The sequence below is a fragment of the Paenibacillus sp. NRS-1782 genome (assembly GCF_050467685.1).
Classification (GTDB): domain Bacteria; phylum Bacillota; class Bacilli; order Paenibacillales; family Paenibacillaceae; genus Paenibacillus; species Paenibacillus terrae_A.
The window spans coordinates 62,875-81,466 of the sequence record NZ_JBITPH010000058.1 but is presented as its reverse complement, the minus strand read 5'-3'; the positions used below and the strand labels follow the sequence as shown (position 1 = coordinate 81,466).

Annotated in this window: 14 protein-coding genes and 2 riboswitches; of the genes, 11 read left to right on the top strand and 3 right to left on the bottom strand. The window is 49.8% G+C overall.

The window, feature by feature from the left end; genetic code table 11:
• Nucleotides 1-74: 74 nt before the first annotated feature.
• The 6 genes from ACIFQM_RS21290 to ptsP all read left to right on the top strand — a co-directional run bounded on the left by ACIFQM_RS21290 (nucleotide 75) and on the right by ptsP (nucleotide 7,628).
• Nucleotides 75-590, top strand: a complete 516-nt coding sequence (locus tag ACIFQM_RS21290) for a protease (RefSeq protein WP_430037558.1) — start codon at nucleotides 75-77, stop codon at nucleotides 588-590.
• A 48-nt stretch (nucleotides 591-638) separates the two neighbouring features.
• On the top strand, nucleotides 639-2,174 hold the full coding sequence (locus ACIFQM_RS21285) for an SPFH domain-containing protein (RefSeq protein WP_430037615.1): 1,536 nt from the start codon (nucleotides 639-641) through the stop codon (nucleotides 2,172-2,174).
• Between the two features lie 193 nt (nucleotides 2,175-2,367).
• Nucleotides 2,368-3,210: a glucose PTS transporter transcription antiterminator GlcT gene (gene glcT / locus ACIFQM_RS21280; protein ID WP_430046580.1), complete on the top strand. Its 843-nt coding sequence runs from the start codon at nucleotides 2,368-2,370 to the stop codon at nucleotides 3,208-3,210.
• 271 nt (nucleotides 3,211-3,481) lie between these two features.
• On the top strand, nucleotides 3,482-5,527 hold the full coding sequence (ptsG, locus tag ACIFQM_RS21275) for a glucose-specific PTS transporter subunit IIBC (protein ID WP_430037563.1): 2,046 nt from the start codon (nucleotides 3,482-3,484) through the stop codon (nucleotides 5,525-5,527).
• 120 nt (nucleotides 5,528-5,647) lie between these two features.
• Nucleotides 5,648-5,923: an HPr family phosphocarrier protein gene (locus ACIFQM_RS21270; RefSeq protein ID WP_430037565.1), complete on the top strand. Its 276-nt coding sequence runs from the start codon at nucleotides 5,648-5,650 to the stop codon at nucleotides 5,921-5,923.
• Nucleotides 5,916-7,628 (top strand): phosphoenolpyruvate--protein phosphotransferase, encoded by a 1,713-nt coding sequence (gene ptsP / locus ACIFQM_RS21265; protein WP_430066093.1) that lies wholly within the window; start codon nucleotides 5,916-5,918, stop codon nucleotides 7,626-7,628. Before ACIFQM_RS21270 ends, ptsP begins: the two co-directional genes overlap by 8 nt.
• 117 nt (nucleotides 7,629-7,745) lie before the next feature.
• Here the strand turns inward: ptsP and gcvPB are convergent, their stop codons facing one another.
• From gcvPB to gcvT, 3 genes are all read right to left on the bottom strand, one after another.
• The gene (gene gcvPB, locus ACIFQM_RS21260) at nucleotides 7,746-9,215 is read right to left on the bottom strand and encodes an aminomethyl-transferring glycine dehydrogenase subunit GcvPB (RefSeq protein WP_430066091.1); all 1,470 of its coding nucleotides are present in this window, start codon (nucleotides 9,213-9,215) and stop codon (nucleotides 7,746-7,748) included.
• Nucleotides 9,212-10,567: an aminomethyl-transferring glycine dehydrogenase subunit GcvPA gene (gene gcvPA / locus ACIFQM_RS21255; protein WP_430037571.1), complete on the bottom strand. Its 1,356-nt coding sequence runs from the start codon at nucleotides 10,565-10,567 to the stop codon at nucleotides 9,212-9,214. The genes gcvPB and gcvPA overlap by 4 nt, the downstream gene beginning before the upstream one ends.
• A gap of 119 nt (nucleotides 10,568-10,686) precedes the next feature.
• Entirely contained in the window at nucleotides 10,687-11,787 is a 1,101-nt protein-coding gene (gcvT, locus tag ACIFQM_RS21250; protein ID WP_430066089.1) for a glycine cleavage system aminomethyltransferase GcvT, read from the bottom strand.
• Nucleotides 11,788-11,867: 80 nt separating this feature from the next.
• A riboswitch (glycine riboswitch) is annotated at nucleotides 11,868-11,964 on the bottom strand.
• Nucleotides 11,965-12,152: riboswitch (glycine riboswitch) on the bottom strand.
• Between the two features lie 300 nt (nucleotides 12,153-12,452).
• On the opposite strand from gcvT, the gene gcvH reads away from it, so the two are divergent.
• The 5 genes from gcvH to ACIFQM_RS21225 all read left to right on the top strand — a co-directional run bounded on the left by gcvH (nucleotide 12,453) and on the right by ACIFQM_RS21225 (nucleotide 18,461).
• Nucleotides 12,453-12,848, top strand: coding sequence for a glycine cleavage system protein GcvH (gene gcvH, locus ACIFQM_RS21245; protein WP_430037576.1), 396 nt, complete (start codon nucleotides 12,453-12,455; stop codon nucleotides 12,846-12,848).
• A 394-nt stretch (nucleotides 12,849-13,242) separates the two neighbouring features.
• Entirely contained in the window at nucleotides 13,243-14,721 is a 1,479-nt protein-coding gene (locus ACIFQM_RS21240) for a PTS mannitol transporter subunit IICB (protein WP_430037579.1), read from the top strand.
• Between the two features lie 82 nt (nucleotides 14,722-14,803).
• Entirely contained in the window at nucleotides 14,804-16,888 is a 2,085-nt protein-coding gene (locus tag ACIFQM_RS21235; protein ID WP_430037582.1) for a BglG family transcription antiterminator, read from the top strand.
• Nucleotides 16,885-17,319 (top strand): PTS sugar transporter subunit IIA, encoded by a 435-nt coding sequence (locus ACIFQM_RS21230; RefSeq protein WP_430037585.1) that lies wholly within the window; start codon nucleotides 16,885-16,887, stop codon nucleotides 17,317-17,319. The genes ACIFQM_RS21235 and ACIFQM_RS21230 overlap by 4 nt, the downstream gene beginning before the upstream one ends.
• Nucleotides 17,316-18,461, top strand: coding sequence for a mannitol-1-phosphate 5-dehydrogenase (locus ACIFQM_RS21225; protein ID WP_430037588.1), 1,146 nt, complete (start codon nucleotides 17,316-17,318; stop codon nucleotides 18,459-18,461). The genes ACIFQM_RS21230 and ACIFQM_RS21225 overlap by 4 nt, the downstream gene beginning before the upstream one ends.
• Nucleotides 18,462-18,592: the final 131 nt, after the last annotated feature.

Sequence of the window (18,592 nt, the reverse complement as noted above, 5' to 3'; positions counted from 1 at the left end):
TTTTAAGGTTGAATACGTAAACATAGTTATAGGCTGGAAACCAGACTGAACAGGGACATGGAAGGAGGAGCCGCATGGAAACTATATTTTGGTGGTTATTGGCAGGGGGAGCTATCTTTACCGTGGTCAGTGTGTTGATCGGGGATGTACTCGGGGGTTGGCTGGATGGATTGGAGATGCCTAGCCTTGATTGGTTCAGACCCGTCGTTTTACTTGGAGCGATGACCGCTTTTGGCGGGGCGGGTGTGTTGCTGACGAAATATACCGGGTTGAGCATGAGCCGGGTTGTTCTGCTTGCCCTTGCGATTGCGTTTGTGGTTGGAGTGCTCGTGTTTTTCGCGTTTATCAAGCCAGTAGCGAACTCTGAGGTATCCAGCGGCTTCTCGATGCGTGAGCTGACTGGCAAAATCGGTGAGGTCACCGTTCCGGTACCTGAGGTTGGTTACGGGGAGGTTATGATCCGCTTGGGTGCAGGCAACACCATACATACAGCATCGAGCTTTGATCACAAACCGCTGGCTGCGGGAACCCGTATCGTCGTGGTTGAGGTCGCAGAGGGCGTCGTCCACGTAGCGTATCTGGACACATAGACGACGCATTCGCTAAACTTGAAGGGAGCGTGAACGGGAGTGTCAAGTTTGCAGGATATTGTGTTGGTTCCGGGGATTGTCGTCATCGTTATCGTCATATTAGGGATCGCTTTTTGGGCCCGTTACAAAACGGTAGGACCGGATGAAGGGATGATCGTGACGGGTTCATTTTTGGGAAATAAAAATATTTCCGAGGATGATTCCGGTCGCAAAATCAAAATTGTGCGCGGCGGTGGCGCCTTTATATGGCCTATTTTTCAGCAGTCCGAATTTATTTCTTTATTGTCCCACAAGCTGGATGTAACAACACCGGAAGTGTATACGGAGCAAGGAGTTCCCGTGATAGCGGACGGTGTGGCAATCATCAAGGTAGGCAGCTCCATTGAGGATATAGCAACAGCAGCGGAGCAGTTCATCGGGAAGCCGCTGGAGGCCCTTAGGGGAGAGGCTCAGGAAGTGCTGGAGGGCCATTTGCGTGCGATCCTCGGCTCGATGACGGTGGAGGAAGTATACCGTAATCGGGATCGGTTTGCACAGGAAGTACAGGGCGTGGCGGCTCGCGATCTGAAAAAGATGGGGCTGCAAATTGTCTCGTTCACGATTAAAGATGTGCGTGATAAGCACGGATATCTGGATGCGCTCGGTAAGCCGAGAATTGCCGCTGTGAAACGGGATGCAGAAATTGCCGAAGCTGAGGCGGTAAGGGATGCCCGGATTCAAAAGGCGCGTGCGGAACAGGAGGGACAGAAGGCTGAACTTTTGCGTGATACAAACATTGCCGAGGCAGCCAAGGAGAAGGAACTGAAAGTGGCTTCGTTTAAAAAGGAGCAGGATACAGCCAAGGCGGAAGCCGATCAGGCTTATCACATTCAGGAGGCTCGTGCCAAGCAGACTGCTGTCGAAGAGCAGATGAAGGTCGAACTGGTGCGCAAGGAGCGGGAAATTGATCTTCAAACCAAGGAAATTCAGGTGCGTGAAAAGCAATATGATGCGGAAGTAAAGAAGAAGGCAGAAGCGGATCGGTATGCGGTAGAGCAAGCCGCGGAGGCGGATAAATCGCGTAAAATGCGTGAGGCAGAATCACTGCAATACTCGATTGAGACACAGGCTAAAGCGTCAGCTGAACAAAAACGGCTGAATGGGCAAGCGGAAGCGGATGCGGAACGCGCAAAAGGTACGGCGGATGCTGATGTCATCCGTTTACGTGGTCTGGCGGAGGCCGAGGCCAAGGAAAAGCTGGCGGAGGCGTTCCAGAAATTTGGTGAGGCAGCCGTACTCGATATTATCGTGAAAATGCTGCCTGAGCTGGCCGGAAGGATAGCCGAGCCGATTGCGTCCATTGATAAATTAACGGTTGTGGATACAGGCAAGGGAGAAGGAGCAGCGCGTGTCAGTAATTATGTCACAGAGCTAATGGCTACGGCTCCAGAGATGCTCAAGAGTGTGTCCGGTATTGATGTGGAGCAGTTAATTAAGGGGCTGACCACGGGGAAAAAGGGCCTTCATTCCGTACCGTCCTCCGGTGAAACGGATAGGCTGCACATTCATGCCCCGGTTGAGGCTGCGCCGCGGGATAAAGAATAGCCGCAGGGCTTTCAGGGGCAGATACCCCTTAACAGAAAGAACGCTTTTCATCACAGCTTTTCCCGTCTATTGTGATGAAAAGCGTTTTCTTTTTATTGACCTTTAGCGGAATATTTGGTACTTTAACGTGGATTCCTCTGAGCTTCATGCTCTAATTCTTAGGATCAAGGTTCAGATAAAAAGAGGTGCGGATGTGAGCAGCCTACAAGTGGCGAAAGCGCTGAATAACAATGTGATTATCGGGATGCATCCCGAGCATGACGAGGTTGTTGTGATTGGAAAAGGAATCGGTTTCAATCGCAAAAACGGCGATCTTATACCGTTGGATTCAGTTGAAAAATTATTTATATTAAAAAGCCATGAGGAGCAGGAGCAGTACAAGCGATTGCTTCCCGAGCTGGATGAAAAGCTTATTGAGGTCATTGGTGAGGTGCTTCACCATGTTCAGCTTCAAGCGAAGAAGCCTCTGAATGAGCACATATTGATTGCTTTAACCGATCACATCGCCTTTTCCATTAATCGTCATAAACAGGGCATTACGATCCATAATCCGTTTTTGTATGAAACGAGAGAAATTTACCCTCAGGAATACAAGATGGCTGAACAGGCAGTCTCTTTGATCAAGGACAAGATGGGTGTGGATCTGGGAGAAGATGAAATCGGATTCGTAGCTTTGCATATTTACAGTGCGATGACGAATCAGCATATTTCCGAGGTCAGGAAGGATTCCCGATTGATTGCTGATATGGTACAGGTCGTAGAGACTACGCTGGATTATCGCATTCCTCTCCAATCCCTGGATTACTCACGTTTGCTGACTCATCTGAGGTTTGCGATTGAACGTGTACGTCGGGGGGAAATTGTGCAGGAGATTTACCGATTGGACAAGCTTTTGAATGAAGAGTATCCGGAAATGTATATGTTAGCCTGGAAGCTCACGAAGATTATGGAGAAAAGGCTTCGCAAATCCGTATATCCGGCTGAGGTTAGCTATTTGACGATGCATCTACAGCGGTTGTCCCAACGCAAGGAGTAGGGAGAGCAACGTTAGAACAGCTAGAATCGAAAAAAGTATTGCCTCACTTTTGGCAGAATGCTATAATAAATTTCGTAATGAGCAAGACAACAAATGAATATCTAACGTGTTACTGATTCGATCAGGCATGAGTTGTTTTAAGTTATGATTGTTTACAGCCTACCGGGGTAAGCTATATCCCAAGGTTGTGTTCAAACATACTTAATTCGGCTCATGCCTTTTTTGTTGTTTTGCCTCTGTATTCTAATTTTCAGAGAAGGAAGTGGAACGTATGTTTAAAAAGCTTTTCGGCGTTTTACAGCGTGTCGGCAAAGCTTTAATGCTTCCTGTAGCCATTTTGCCGGCTGCGGGACTATTATTGGGAATCGGCAACATGCTAGTCAATCCCGATTTTCTCCAGTACATTCCGGCATTGAATGCGGGCTGGGTTCAATCGGTAGCGACGATCATGATGAATGCCGGACAAATTGTTTTCGATAATCTGGCACTGTTGTTTGCAGTCGGCGTAGCCGTCGGTCTGGCAGGCGGTGAAGGCGTAGCGGGTTTGGCTGCTATCATCGGTTATCTCGTTATGAATATAACTTTGGGTACAGCTGTAGGTGTTACACCGGGTCTGATTGCTCAAAAAATACCGGGCTATGCGAACGTGTTGGGAATTCCAACGCTGCAAACCGGGGTGTTCGGTGGGATTATCATCGGTATACTGGCCGCAGCCATGTACAATCGATTTTTCAAAATCGAGCTTCCTTCGTATCTGGGCTTTTTCGCGGGTAAGCGCTTCGTTCCGATTGTAACAGCAGTATCTTCGTTGTTGATTGGACTATTGCTGGTTATTGTATGGCCTCCCGTACAATCTGGATTGAACGTCGTGTCTCACTTCATGGTTGATTCCAATCCGACACTGGCCGCTTTCATTTTTGGAGTCATTGAACGCTCACTTATTCCTTTCGGCTTGCATCACATTTGGTATTCACCGTTCTGGTTTGAGTTCGGCGAGTATGTGAACAAGGCAGGTCAAACGATTCATGGTGACCAGCAAATCTTCTTTAACCAGCTTCGTGATGGAGTTACATTGACAGCAAGTACATTCCAAGTGGGTAAATTCCCGTTCATGATGTTCGGTTTGCCAGCCGCAGCGCTCGCAATGTATCATGAAGCAAGACCGGAACACAAAAAATATGTAGCAGGTATTATGGGTTCAGCAGCTTTGACCTCGTTCTTGACAGGGATCACGGAGCCACTGGAATTTTCCTTCCTGTTCGTAGCTCCACTGCTGTTCGCGGTGCATGCTGTGTTTGCAGGGCTGTCGTTTATGACCATGCAAATTTTGAATGTTAAAATAGGTATGACCTTCTCCGGTGGATTTATCGACTTCCTGATCTTCGGGATTATTCCGAATCGTACGTCTTGGTGGTACGTCATCATCGTCGGTCTGATTTTGGCGGTTATTTACTACTTCGGATTCCGATTCATCATACGGAAGTTTAACCTGAAAACACCAGGGCGTGAAGAAGCCACAGAAAATGTTGAAGGAGCCGCAGTCGGTACCACAGACGAGCTTCCAGGCAATATTTTGGCAGCTTTCGGCGGGGCGTCCAATATCAAGCATTTGGATGCTTGTATCACACGTCTTCGTATTGAAGTTAACGAGAAGTCCAACGTTGACAAGGCTCGCCTCAAACAGCTTGGCGCAGCGGGTGTACTCGAAGTCGGCAACAACGTACAAGCCATTTTCGGTACACGTTCCGACACGATTAAAACGCAAATGGCTGATATTATGGCGGGACGCACACTTGTTCCGGACCCGGCTCAACCTGCTCCGCAAGAAGAGAAGGAAGCTGGTGAAGAAAAACAGACCATCATTGTTGAAGATATCGTGATGCCTGTTAACGGAGAATTGGTTGATATTTCGACTGTTCCCGATCAGGTATTTGCAGAACGTATGACAGGAGACGGCTTTGCTGTCGTGCCAAATGATGGAACGATTGTGTCACCTGTATATGGTAAAGTATTCAATGTATTCCCAAGCAAGCATGCCATTGGTATCCAATCTGATGGCGGTAAGGAAGTGCTTGTTCATATCGGGGTAAACACAGTAAAGCTTAAAGGTCAAGGATTTGACGTTTTGGTGAACGAAGGCGATCTTGTGTCAGCCGGTCAGCCTATTATGAAAGTAGACCTGGAATACGTGAAGCTTAATGCAAAATCCATCATCTCACCCGTCATTTTTACCAACCTCCCAGAAGGCTCTTCGGTAACTTTAAACAAAACTGGAGTATTGAAGGCTGGCGAAGATGGTATAATTACGATAAAATAAACTCTATGTGTTTCGGAATCGTGATGAGGCGGCTCAGGTCGCCTCACATCGACCCGGTTTCACTACACGTATACTGCGTGTAAATAAATATTATCCATTAGGAAAGTGGGAGGAACAATTATGCAAACAACTTTTAGAATTACAGATGAAGACGGTATCCATGCACGTCCTGCAACTGCGCTGGTAAATACAGCTAACAAATTCAGCGGTGCTGAATCTTTTGCCGAAGCTAACGGTAAAAAAGTAACTCTGAAATCCATTCTGGGTGTATTGTCTCTTGGTCTGGAACAAGGTGATACCCTCAACATTATCTGTGAAGGCGCTGAAGCTGCTGACGCACTGAAAGCTCTTGAAAATGTAATAGTTAACGAAGGGCTGGGCGAAGTTCATGCTTAAAATTTCCGGGATTGCCGCTTCGGCAGGCATCGCTATTGCCCGGGCGTTTATCTTGGAGCATCCGAATTACGCTGTAGAGAGACGCGCGGTTGGTGATGCTGAAGCTGAAATTGCAAGATTGAATGCGGCTTTAGTAGAATCTCAAAGCGAATTGGAAGCGATTAAGGAAAAAACTTTACAGGAACTGGGCGAGAAAAAAGCAGGAATTTTTGCTTCTCACCTGTTGATTCTGAATGATCCTGAACTGATCGATCCAGTTAAAGCCAAGATCAGAGACGAGCAGCTTAATGCTGACTATGCTCTGAACGAAGTAGCTTCACAGTTTATTTCCATGTTCGAAAACATGAAAAGTGCTTATTTACAAGAACGCGCATCGGACATGCGGGATGTAACCAAGCGGATCCTGAATCACCTGCTTGGTGTTCATTTTGTCAGTCCTGCAGAAATTGCCGAAGAAACGATTGTACTTGCAGAGGATTTGACACCTTCCGACACGGCTCAGCTGAATCGCGAATTTGTTAAAGGCTTTGCAACCAACATCGGCGGACGTACTTCGCACTCGGCTATTATGGCTCGTTCACTTGAAATTCCTGCGGTTGTAGGAACGAAAAATATATTGTCCCAAGCTAAAAGCGGCGATTTGATTATCGTCGACGGTCTGGACGGTCACGTATTTGTGAACCCTTCCGAAGAGATCGTTGCGGAATACCAAGCAAAACAGGTGGCATACGACAAGCAACGCGAAGAGTGGCGCAAGCTGCGCGGCGAAGCTACGGTTTCCGTCGATGGTGTGCACGTCGAGCTGGCAGCTAATATCGGTACGCCTAACGATGTAGCTGGTGTACTGGATAATGGTGGCGAAGGAGTCGGCTTGTATCGTACTGAATTCTTGTACATGGGACGCGATAAGCTTCCATCCGAAGAAGTACAGTACACAGCATACAAAACCGTTCTGGAAAGAATGGAAGGCAAACCGGTTGTAGTCCGCACGTTGGACATCGGTGGCGACAAAGAGCTTCCTTATCTGGATCTGCCGAAAGAAATGAATCCGTTCCTCGGATTCCGTGCTATTCGTCTGTGTCTGGATCGTCAGGATATTTTCCGTACTCAATTGCGTGCTTTGCTGCGGGCAAGTGTACATGGTAACCTGCGGATCATGTTCCCGATGATTGCTACGCTGAATGAATTCCGTGAATCCAAAGCTGTGTTGCTGGAGGAAAAGGAAAAGCTGGTAGCCGAGGGTGTAGCCGTATCTGAAGAAATTCAGTTGGGCATCATGGTAGAAATTCCTTCTACAGCGGTATTGGCTGACCAATTCGCAAAAGAAGTTGATTTCTTCAGTATCGGTACGAACGATCTGATTCAGTACACGATGGCAGCGGATCGCATGAACGAACGGGTATCTTATTTGTATCAACCATATAACCCATCCATTCTGCGTCTAGTGAAAATGGTTATTGATGCCGCTCACCGTGAAGGACGCTGGGTTGGTATGTGCGGTGAAATGGCAGGGGATACAACAGCAATTCCATTGCTGTTGGGTCTGGGACTCGATGAGTTCAGCATGAGTGCCACTTCCATTCTGCCAGCACGCAGTCAAATTTCGAAATTGTCCCGCGCGGACATGGAGAAACTGGCTGCAAAAGCTTTGGACATGCAAACAGCCGAGCAGGTTGTTGAATTGGTTCAAAGCATTGAAGGCTAAGGAAGGGTATCACCTTTTCAAGGTATATCTTTTTCCAACAAAAATGGCTGTCTACATACAGCGGCCGGTATCTAACAGATACCGGCTTTTTTGTATGCCCAAAATTGGAGTTTGCTTTTAGCTGCATGAGCAATTCAATATTGGCTTGCGAGCTGCAGTTGCTTCGTCCAGTCGCGTGACTGGAGTGGTATATGGAGCATTCAGCACCAATTCAGGCGTTTCCTCCGCTTCCCGCGCAATTTGGATCATGGTGTCAATGAAGGCATCAAGCGTCTCCTTGCTTTCCGTTTCTGTCGGCTCGATCATGATACATTCCTCTACATTCAGCGGGAAATAAATCGTAGGCGGATGGTAGCCGAAATCGAGCAATCGCTTGGCAACATCAAGTGTACGCACTCCGAATTTCTTTAAGGCGCGCCCGGACATCACAAATTCGTGCTTGCAATATCCCGGATAAGGGATGTCAAAATACGGAGCCAGCCGATGCATCATATAATTGGCATTAAGTACGGCACATTCGGATACCCGCTTCAAGCCGTCAGGACCATAGCTGCGGATATAGGCATAGGCACGGACGAGAATGCCGAAATTGCCGTAAAAGGCTTTGACCCGTCCGATAGAATCTCCCTGTTCTAGGTCCCAATGGTACATTCCCTGTGGATCACGCACAACAAGCGGCTTGGGCAAATACGGAATGAGCCGCTGCTTTACCCCGACAGGTCCCGCGCCAGGCCCGCCTCCGCCATGTGGGGTACTCATCGTTTTGTGCAAATTGAGATGCACCACGTCAAAGCCCATATCCCCGGGGCGGGTGATCCCCATAATGGCGTTGGAGTTCGCGCCGTCATAGTAGAGCAGGCCACCCGCTTCATGCACAATCGCGGCAATGTCAGCGATTTGCTTCTCGAACAGCCCGAGCGTGTTCGGGTTGGTCAGCATAAGCGCAGCGGTGTCGTTGCCTACGGCTTGACGCAGCGCGTCCAGATCCACCAGCCCCTGCGGTGTGGAGGGGAGGGTGACCGTTTCGAAGCCTGCCACAGTGGCGCTGGCGGGGTTCGTTCCGTGCGAGGAATCCGGCACGAGCACCTTGGTACGCCGCTCACCACGCGCTTCGTGGTAGGAGCGGATCATCATTAGCCCGGTCCATTCGCCATGGGCGCCCGCGGCGGGCTGAAGGGTGACGGCATCCATGCCGGTTAACGCGGCCAGATCGTTTTGAAGCGTATGGAGCAGCGCCATGGCGCCCTGGATGCTGTCCTCCAGCTGGTACGGATGGATTTTGGCGAAGCCTGCATAACGGGCGACATCCTCGTTCACCTTGGGGTTGTATTTCATCGTACAGGAGCCGAGGGGATAAAATCCGTTGTCCACGCCAAAATTACGCCGTGACAGTGCTGTATAATGTCGAATAACGTCTACTTCGTATACCTCGGGCAATGCCGCAGGCTCGCTGCGCTGCGCATAATCCGGCAAAAGCTCTGCCACCGGACGCCGGGGAACATCGCATTCAGGCAGTGAATAGGCGATACGGCCGGGTCTGCTCAATTCCAAAATGAGCGCCTGATCTTGTCCTGTAGTATGCGTCATAGCAATCCCCCCAAGATGTGTACGAATTGATCGATCTCTTCCTTTGTTCGTTGCTCTGTCACGGCAATCAGGATGTGACCCGCATATTCCTCATAATTCTGGCCCAAATCGTAGCCGCCGATAAATCCGGCGGCAAGCAATTCGGCTTGCAGTTTATTTATATCCGTACTCTCAGGTAACCGCAGGGCAAACTCGTTAAAGGTGGGTGCGGTAAAGGAGGCGGTTATGCCCTTCAATCCAAGTAATTGCTCCAATGCGTAGCGGCTTTTGTGCAGGTTTAGCGCGGCTACTTCCGCGATGCCCTGTCTACCCATGACGGACAAATACACTGAGGCAGATAAAGCGAGCAGTGCCTGATTGGAGCATATATTAGAGGTGGCCTTTTCCCGGCGGATATGCTGTTCCCGTGCCTGCAAGGTCAGCACGAAGCCACGTTTGCCGTTACGGTCTGTGGTCTGGCCCACAATACGGCCGGGGATACGGCGCATATGAGCCTGAGAAACGGCAAAGTAGCCGCAGGTCGGGCCGCCGAGGGAGGAGGAGATGCCAAGCGGCTGCGCGTCTCCTACGACAATATCCGCACCCTGCTTGTCGGGTGCTTCCAGCAGGCCTAACGCCAGCGGATTGGCGCTGACGACCATAAGACCCTTGTGCGCATGGATCAGGTCAGCCATCGGCTTCAGATTTTCTACGGCCCCGAAAAAATTAGGGCTTTGGACCAAAACAGCCGCCGTCTGTTCCGATATGGCTGTCGCTAATGCTTTCATGTCGGTTACACCATCTGCACAGCCGATTTCCACGATATCCAAATCCAGCCCGCGCGCATAGGCGGCTAGCACCTGGCGTGCCTCTGGATGGACGGTCCGCGATACGATGAGCTGCTTGCGGCGGGTGGCAGCGGCGGCCAATGAGCCTGCTTCTGCCAGCGCAGTCGCTCCATCATACATACTGGCATTGGCTACAGCCATGCCTGTTAATTCGCATATATACGATTGGAATTCGAAGATGGCTTGCAGCTCGCCCTGGCTTACCTCCGGTTGATAGGGAGTGTAGGCCGTATAAAATTCCGAGCGTGAAGTGATATGCTGGATAACGGATGGAATATGATGATCGTAAATCCCTGCGCCGAGAAAGCTGGCGTGCGTGTCTGTATTGGCATTTTGCCCGGCCAGTCCTGATAAGTGGCGGGTTAAGGCTCTTTCGTCTAACCGAGAAGACAGGGGCAGCTCCCCCTTATACCGGATCGCCTCAGGAATATCGCTGAATAAATCGTCGATAGACGATGCGCCGACCGCGCGTAGCATTTCGGCTTGATCCTGTTCAGTCATGGGAAGATAGCGATGCTGTTTCATTGGGTCTGGCTCCTTTCAACCAACAAAATCGTAAAAACGTAGAACGATTAACAAATGATTAATAAACGATTGCGAACGGGGCAGCGTTAGTAATGGATCACGATAGTTATAGTATTAAATCAGCGTGGACGTTTATAAAAGGGCGCTGCTACCACCTCGGCGCGCAGGCGCTTGCCACGAATCTCGACCTCCAACGGTGTGGATAGGGAACTGAAACGACTGTCCACTAGAGCCAAACCCAGATTACGCTTTAAGGTGGGCGACTGGGTTCCCGTTGTGACCTCGCCAATGTGCTGTCCTTCCGCAAAAACGGGATAATGGGCACGTGGGATGCCGCGGTCGAGCATTTCCAGTCCGATCAGCTTGCGTGGAATACCTTGTTCTTTCTGACGTTGCAGGGCCTCTCTCCCGATAAAACCCCCCTTATTCAGCTTGACGAAGAAGCCTAAACCAGCTTCCAGTGGGGAAATGGTAGCGGACAACTCCTGTCCGTACAGCGGCAGCCGTGCCTCGAAGCGCAGCGTATCCCTGGCCCCAAGTCCGGCGGGAACCAGACCATGCGGCTCACCGATGCGAAGCAATCCGTCCCACACTGCCGGTGCATCCACAGCGGGCACATAAAATTCAAAACCGTCTTCACCCGTGTACCCGGTGCGGGAGACGAGCGCTTTTGCCCCGAACAATTGCACATCCTCACGGAATCGGAAGGATGCCAGATTCGTAATGTCCACGTCTGTCACGGCTGCGGTAATACGAGCAGCTTCAGGTCCTTGCAACGCCAGCAGTGCTAACGCATCTGATACGTTTTCCAGATGAACGGATGCAGGAGCATGGCGAAGCAGCCAATCCCAATCCTTGTCGATATTGGAGGCATTCACAACGAGCATGTAACGCTCCGACCCTTTACAGTAAACAAGCAGGTCGTCTACTACACCTCCATCCGGGTAACACAGGAGAGAGTATTGGGCCTGACCTGGCTCCAACTGACTGACATCGTTCGTCGTCACCTGTTGCAGAAATGCTTCGGCTTCCTGGCCTTCGACCAAGAATTCACCCATATGCGATACATCGAACATTCCCGCACGTTGTCGGACGGCCTCATGCTCCTTTTGAATGCCACTGAACTGTACAGGCAGCTCCCAGCCGCCAAAATCAATGCAACGAACCCCCGGCAGCGTGCCGTAGGAGGAATACAGCGGCGTTTTTCGCAAGTTAGTCATTTTTTCACTCCTATCCAGTGTGATCAGCTAAACAAAAAAGACAGGCCGAAAAAAACGTATGGACGGCAGTCCACACACTTTTTTTCAGCTCTGTCCTTGATACCTGAGAGTTACCCCGGTGCGTACCAGGTTTCCCCTTGGGTGATCCGCCTGTATGGCGAATGCTCTCCAGAGATGCGTCCGGCAGAGGTCCTTTTGCCTGAGAGATTCACCTGCGGTGCAGGTTTACTCCTTCGGCGCTGCCCTTGGATCAGCTAAACGTCATCCGGCCCTGCCGGTAACAGCTTGATTCCACTCGCTGGCTACCTTGTTTTCACAGGCGGCAACAGCTAGCGAGTTTTGGCAGTCTCTCCCTCCACGTTCATCCGCGTTTACAGTTATCGGGTATTTCCAAAAGCACTTGTTATAACCCATTAATACGCAAATTTATTCGAAATGTCAACAAAAATGTCATGAAAAACATTATTAAAAACATTTTATTCATAAATAAGGTTATGTAAGCGTTTGTTATATCCTGTCGTATTTTTAGTTAGAACGATATATGGAGAAATGTGAAATATTTTTGTTAGTATTATTGACATGAGAGTTCTTGTTGTCATAATCTTAACCTGTCACAGACGGGTAGGCGAAACGATGTAATCCATATGGAAGCGAGGCGGAGCAGGATGAGTGAAGTGAAGCAGCAATTGTGGTACACAGAGGAACACGAGTGGGTTCAGCGCACAGAGGATGGAACGGTACGAATCGGTATTACGGACTTTGCACAGCATCAACTGGGGGATATCGTTTTTGTGGAGCTGCCTGGGGAGGGAGCAACGATTGAGCAGGGGGCAGAGATTGGTACTATTGAATCGGTAAAGACAGTATCCGACCTGTTCGCTCCGGTGACGGGAACGGTGTTGAAGGTGAATGAAGCGCTGGAAAGCACGCCTGAGCTGGTGAACGAGTCTCCCTATGAAAAAGGCTGGATGATCGAAGTGGAGCTTGGAGAAGATGTAGAGAAAGCACTAAGCAAGCTGCTGTCTGCGGATCAGTACGAGCAATTGACTGCCAATGAGTAATAATGGGGCAAATTAGGTTGGATAACTGAATAAGAGTGGCGTTTGTCCGCTCTGTTTTGTATAAAAATAGTCGCGATGATTGGGCATAGCGGCTATTTTTTGCTGTCTTTTTTGGAAAGCGTAATTACGTTCTTTTATCTTTTTTAGAGGATAGATCTCATACATAAATTGTACTGATGACAGGATGGTTTTTCGACTAAACACTCATGTTACAGGCCATATTAAGAGGAATTATGCAGAAGGATTTCGCGCCTGTTTACCTTAAATTTAAATGTTGTCATCAATGTTCATGACGAAAGTACGTTTTCATTTCGTTGATGAAGATAGCGTTGTCATTTAGTATGAATTTTAAGAAAAGGTAGTGATGCTTTTTACCTATAAGGAGGATATGAATATGAGCACAGTGGACGCAAAGTCCAATTCAAACGGAGGCGCGCGCGTTGCCGTACAGCGTTTTGGCCGTTTTCTCAGTGGTATGGTTATGCCCAATATGGGGGCCTTTATCGCGTGGGGATTGATCACGGCACTCTTTATTCCGACCGGATGGTTTCCGAATGAGGGTTTTGCACAACTGGTTGATCCGATGAAAAATTATTTGCTGCCACTGCTGATCGGTTATACGGGTGGCACCATGATTCACGGACAGCGCGGAGGTGTGATCGGGGCCATTATGACGATGGGTGTCATTGTCGGGGCGGACATTCCGATGTTCCTCGGCGCGATGGTAGCGGGTCCGCTGGCTGCATGGATATTGAAGAAATTCGACAAAGCGATTGACGGCAAAGTTAAATCAGGGTTTGAAATGCTGGTCAATAACTTCTCAGCAGGGATTATCGGGGCGATTTTAGCGTTGCTTGCCCATGTGGCAATCGGACCGTTTGTACAAATTATCAGTCAAGTGTTGTCAGCAGGGGTACAGTTCCTCGTGAACGCAGGGCTTTTGCCGCTCGTCAACCTCATTATTGAGCCCGGAAAAGTGTTATTTCTAAACAACGCACTGAACCACGGAGTATTGAGTCCGATTGCGCTGGAGGAGGCTTCAAGAACAGGCAAATCCGTTTTGTTCATGCTTGAATCCAACCCTGGACCGGGGCTCGGTATTTTGCTGGCCTATTGCCTGTTTGGTAAAGGTTCTGCGAAGTCGTCGGCTCCCGGCGCGGTCATCATTCACTTTTTCGGCGGGATTCATGAAATTTATTTCCCTTATATTTTGATGAAGCCGATTCTGATTCTTGCTGCTATAGCAGGGGGCATGGTGGGAACGTTCTGTTTCATGCTGACAGGTGCCGGACTGGTTGCAGCTCCTTCACCGGGTAGTATCATCGCTTATTTCCTGATGACGCCAAAAGGCGGATATTTGCCAATGCTGAGCGGTGTGATTGCTGCTGCGGTCGTATCGTTTGCTGTGGCTGCGGTATTACTCAAGACAGGTAAGCAAAAAGGAGAGGGGCTTGAGGAAGCGGCATCCCGTATGAAGGATATGAAGACTCAAAGCAAAGGTGCAAGCGAAAACGCCGCTGTAACGGAAGATAACCGCGAAGCTGATCTTGCTGCCAAGATTGCCGAAGTTCAAACGGTCAAGGATAAATCAGATGTCAACAAGATCGTCTTTTCCTGTGATGCAGGTATGGGCTCAAGCGCTATGGGCGCCTCGATTTTACGCAAAAAAATGAAGCAGGCGGGTGTGGATGTTACGGTAACAAACACGGCAATCAGTGAGATTCCGCAGGATACGGATATTGTCATTACGCAAAAAACGTTGACAGACCGGGCTAAAACGGTAGCTCCCAATGCTGAGCACATTTCTATTGACAATTTCCTGAAAAGTCCTGAATACGAAGCGCTGGTGGAACGTCTGAAATCCGATTCTTAATCCCCTGTAGTAGTCAGGCCGCCTGTGTGCAGTAGGTATGTTCTGCGGAAGGGATGAGCTTGGGAAGGAACGGTATGCGTTTATGAATATTACGAAACGACAACGTGACATCGTGGAATATCTTCTGGAGCAGTCCCAAGAGGTAACAGCCGGGGAAATTGCCACGAAGATTAATGTCAGCACAAGGACGGTTCACCGGGAGCTCAGTGCAGTCGAGCATTGGTTAGCGGCTCATGCGGTAAAGCTGGAGAAAAAATCAGGGATTGGTATCTATGTGGATGCCGACCCGGCTCAGCTTGTATGTCTGCGGGAGCAATTGATGCATACGAAGTCGGACGAATATTCGGCTGAGGAAAGAAAGATCGTGGTTCTCTGTATGCTGCTGGATACACAGGAGCCGATCAAGCTGCTGGCGCTGGCTGCTGATTTGAAGGTCGCAGTAACTACGGTCAGTCATGATCTGGACGAATTGCAAGGCTGGATCGTGGAACGGGGACTCGTGCTTGTGCGCAGACGCGGGTACGGCGTCGAGATTACAGGCCGGGAGACGGACAAAAGACGGGCGATTTCCGAGCTGGCTCTAGAGTATTTGGATGAATCGGATCTGTTTTCCAGCCGGGAGGAGCTTCGTCCTGTGACACGTGTCGCTGACAAGTTGCTGGAGATGATTGGCAGAGAGAACCTGCTGACCGTGGAAAATTCCCTCTGGCAGCCCCATGAGAAATGGCTGAAAAACAGGGTGGAAAGCAAATATATGGAGCTGTTGATTCAAATTTGCGTTTCGCTGGCACGTCTGCGGCTCGGATACGTTGTGGATCATCGTCTCTCGTATTCCAAAACAGATTCGGATGAGAATATCATGCTGCGCACAGCTATGGTGGAACGCATATGCACGGAATTGTCAGAGGCGCTGGATATTGATTTTCCAGAGCCGGAACGATCTTATTTCAGACTGCTGTTCCGTGATGCCGAGGATCATTCTACCCGGCTGCTGCCGCTGGATGATCTCGTACTGCTGGAGTCGGTTCATGAGTTGATTCGTCGTGTAGAGGAAGAGACAGACACGCCATTGGCAGAGGATCGTGTTCTGCGTGAAGGACTGATTGCCCATATGGCTCCGGTACTCAAACGTTTGAAGGAAGGCAGATCCATCCGTAATCCCCTGCTCCAGCAAATCCGCAAGGATTACGGCAGCTTGTTCGACTCGGTGAAGAAGGCTGCGGCGGACATGACAGAAATGGAAGTGCCGGATGAAGAGATCGGATTTCTCGTCATGCATTTCGGCGCTTCGCTGGAGCGGCTGCGACAATTGCGGCGGGAGGTGCGGGCCATCGTCGTCTGCACGAGCGGCATTGGATCATCCAGGCTGCTGGCAACAAGGCTCGCCAAGGAGCTGCCACAGATCAAAATCGTGGATAGGGCCTCATGGTACGAGGCGGCGCGGATTCCTAAAGAGGATTATGATCTGATCATTTCGACGGTGGAGCTACCGCTGGAACCAGATCGCTATCTCAAGATCAGCCCGCTGCTGACGCAGGAGGAGAGTGACCGTCTGCGACATTTTATCCAGCATATTACACTCAAGGATCCCAATGATCAGCAGCAGGAGCAGGCCGTCCAGCCCGGTCAGGGCATGGAGTGGCTCACCGGGCTGCGAAAAAGTCTCGAGGAAATTGTACACATTGTACAGCAATTTCAAGTGTATACGCTGGAAAATCAGGGGATGGATATGCAGGCTACCGTACAGGCTATCTGCATGCTGGAGGCGGGACAGGGGAACGTTACAGAGCCTTCTGCCATTGCTGCACAGCTCATGGAAAGAGAACGCCAGGGGAGTCAGGTTATTCCTGATACCTCCATTGCTTTGTTTCATACGCGTAGCCACTATATTCGCCAGCCTTCGCCTTCGCTTACGCTGTATAAGCTGGCAGAGCCGCTGCTGGCGGATGCAGGCGAACAGGTAGATTGCGTGCTGCTTATGTTGGGACCTCGCGAGCTGCTGAGAGAAAGCTTGGAGGTATTGAGCGAGATTAGTGCATTACTACTTCGGGAAGACATGGTTACGCTACTGAAACACGGTAGCCGTGAGCATATCGCCAATTATATATCGAGTGAACTGGCTGAATTTTTTCACAGTAAATTAGGGACAGGGAGGAACCTACCGTGAGCATTATGACGATAGACAAAGTAAAAATGAACACAACCGCCAAAGACAAATACGAGGCGATTCGCATGGCCGGACAAATCCTGCTGGATGCCGGACATATTACAGGTGAGTACATTGACAAGATGCTGGAACGCGAGGAGATCGTGTCTACCTATATCGGGAACGGGTTGGCTATTCCACACGGCACGAAGGAATCCAAGACGTTCATTCAATCGACTGGCATCTCGATCATTCAGTTCCCGCAAGGTGTGGATTTTGGGGAAGAAAAAGCATACATGGTGATCGGCATCGCAGCACAAGGCGGCGATCATATGGAGATTTTGACGAGTATCGCTGTGGTGTGTGCCGAGGAAGAAAACATGGATAAACTTCGCAACGCGGTGACCCCTCAGGAAATTATCGATTTGTTTGAAAGTGAGATGGAGCTATGAGAGCCGTCCACTTTGGAGCAGGAAATATCGGTCGTGGCTTTATCGGATTGATTCTGTCGCGGGCAGGTTATGAGGTTGTCTTTTCGGATGTTAACGACACTCTTGTATCCGAGTTACGCCGGCGCAAGCAATACACTGTAGAGTTGGCGAATGATACCAAGGATATGGAGATGGTCACGAATGTAACCGCGATTGACGGCAAAGATGCAGGGGCTGTAGCGGATGCGGTAGACCAAGCTGATTTGGTAACGACCGCAGTGGGTGTCAGCATCCTCAAGCATATTGCAGCAGGCATTGCCGAGGGAATTAAGCGGCGGGTAGAACGCGGGGCAGCGCCGCTACATGTGATTGCCTGCGAAAATGCAATTGGAGGCAGCGCCCAACTGAAAGAGCATGTTTTTGCGCTATTGGATGAGGCGACTCGTGCCAAGGCGGAGGCTTCGGTTTATTTTCCGAATGCTGCGGTAGACCGGATTGTGCCGATCCAGCATCATGAGGACCCGTTGCATGTGCAGGTAGAGCCTTTTTACGAGTGGGTGGTGGATCGTTCGCAAATGGCTTCTGACCATAAAGAGATCGAAGGCATCCTTTACGTGCAGGAGCTGGAGCCTTACATTGAACGCAAGCTGTTCACGGTGAATACGGGGCATTGTGTGGCGGCCTATATTGGTTATAACGCGGGTTATGCTACCATTCAGGAAGCCATGAAGGATCACAAGGTGGTGGATTCGATACAAGGGGCACTGGAGGAAACAGGGGCAGTGCTTGTGAAGCGCTTCGGTTTGGATCAGGGGGAGCATAAGAAGTACATCTCCAAAATTTTGGATCGCTTCCGCAACCCTAATCTGACAGACGAGGTCACTCGGGTCGGACGTTCACCGTTGCGGAAGCTGTCTCCCAATGACCGTCTTGTACGTCCGGCACTGCAAGCGGAGGAGTATGGCATCTTAACGGATCATCTGGCGCTAGGAATGGCTGCTGCCTGTAAATTTGATATTGCGGAGGACCCTGAGGCAGTCGAGCTTCAGCAGGTGATCCGCAGCGAAGGACTGGGTGTGGCGCTGACACGCTATACATCCATACCCGCACACCACCCGCTACATCGGCAGGTATTGGAGCAATATGATATTATAAATTCATAAAACAACGTAATATCGCGCATTATTTTCCATAATCCTCTTGAAGCCAATACATCTACACCAACACCCACAAAAGCGTGTTCTGTAGAGATGTGCTTCAAGAGGATTTTGTCATGCGTGATTTACATCACATA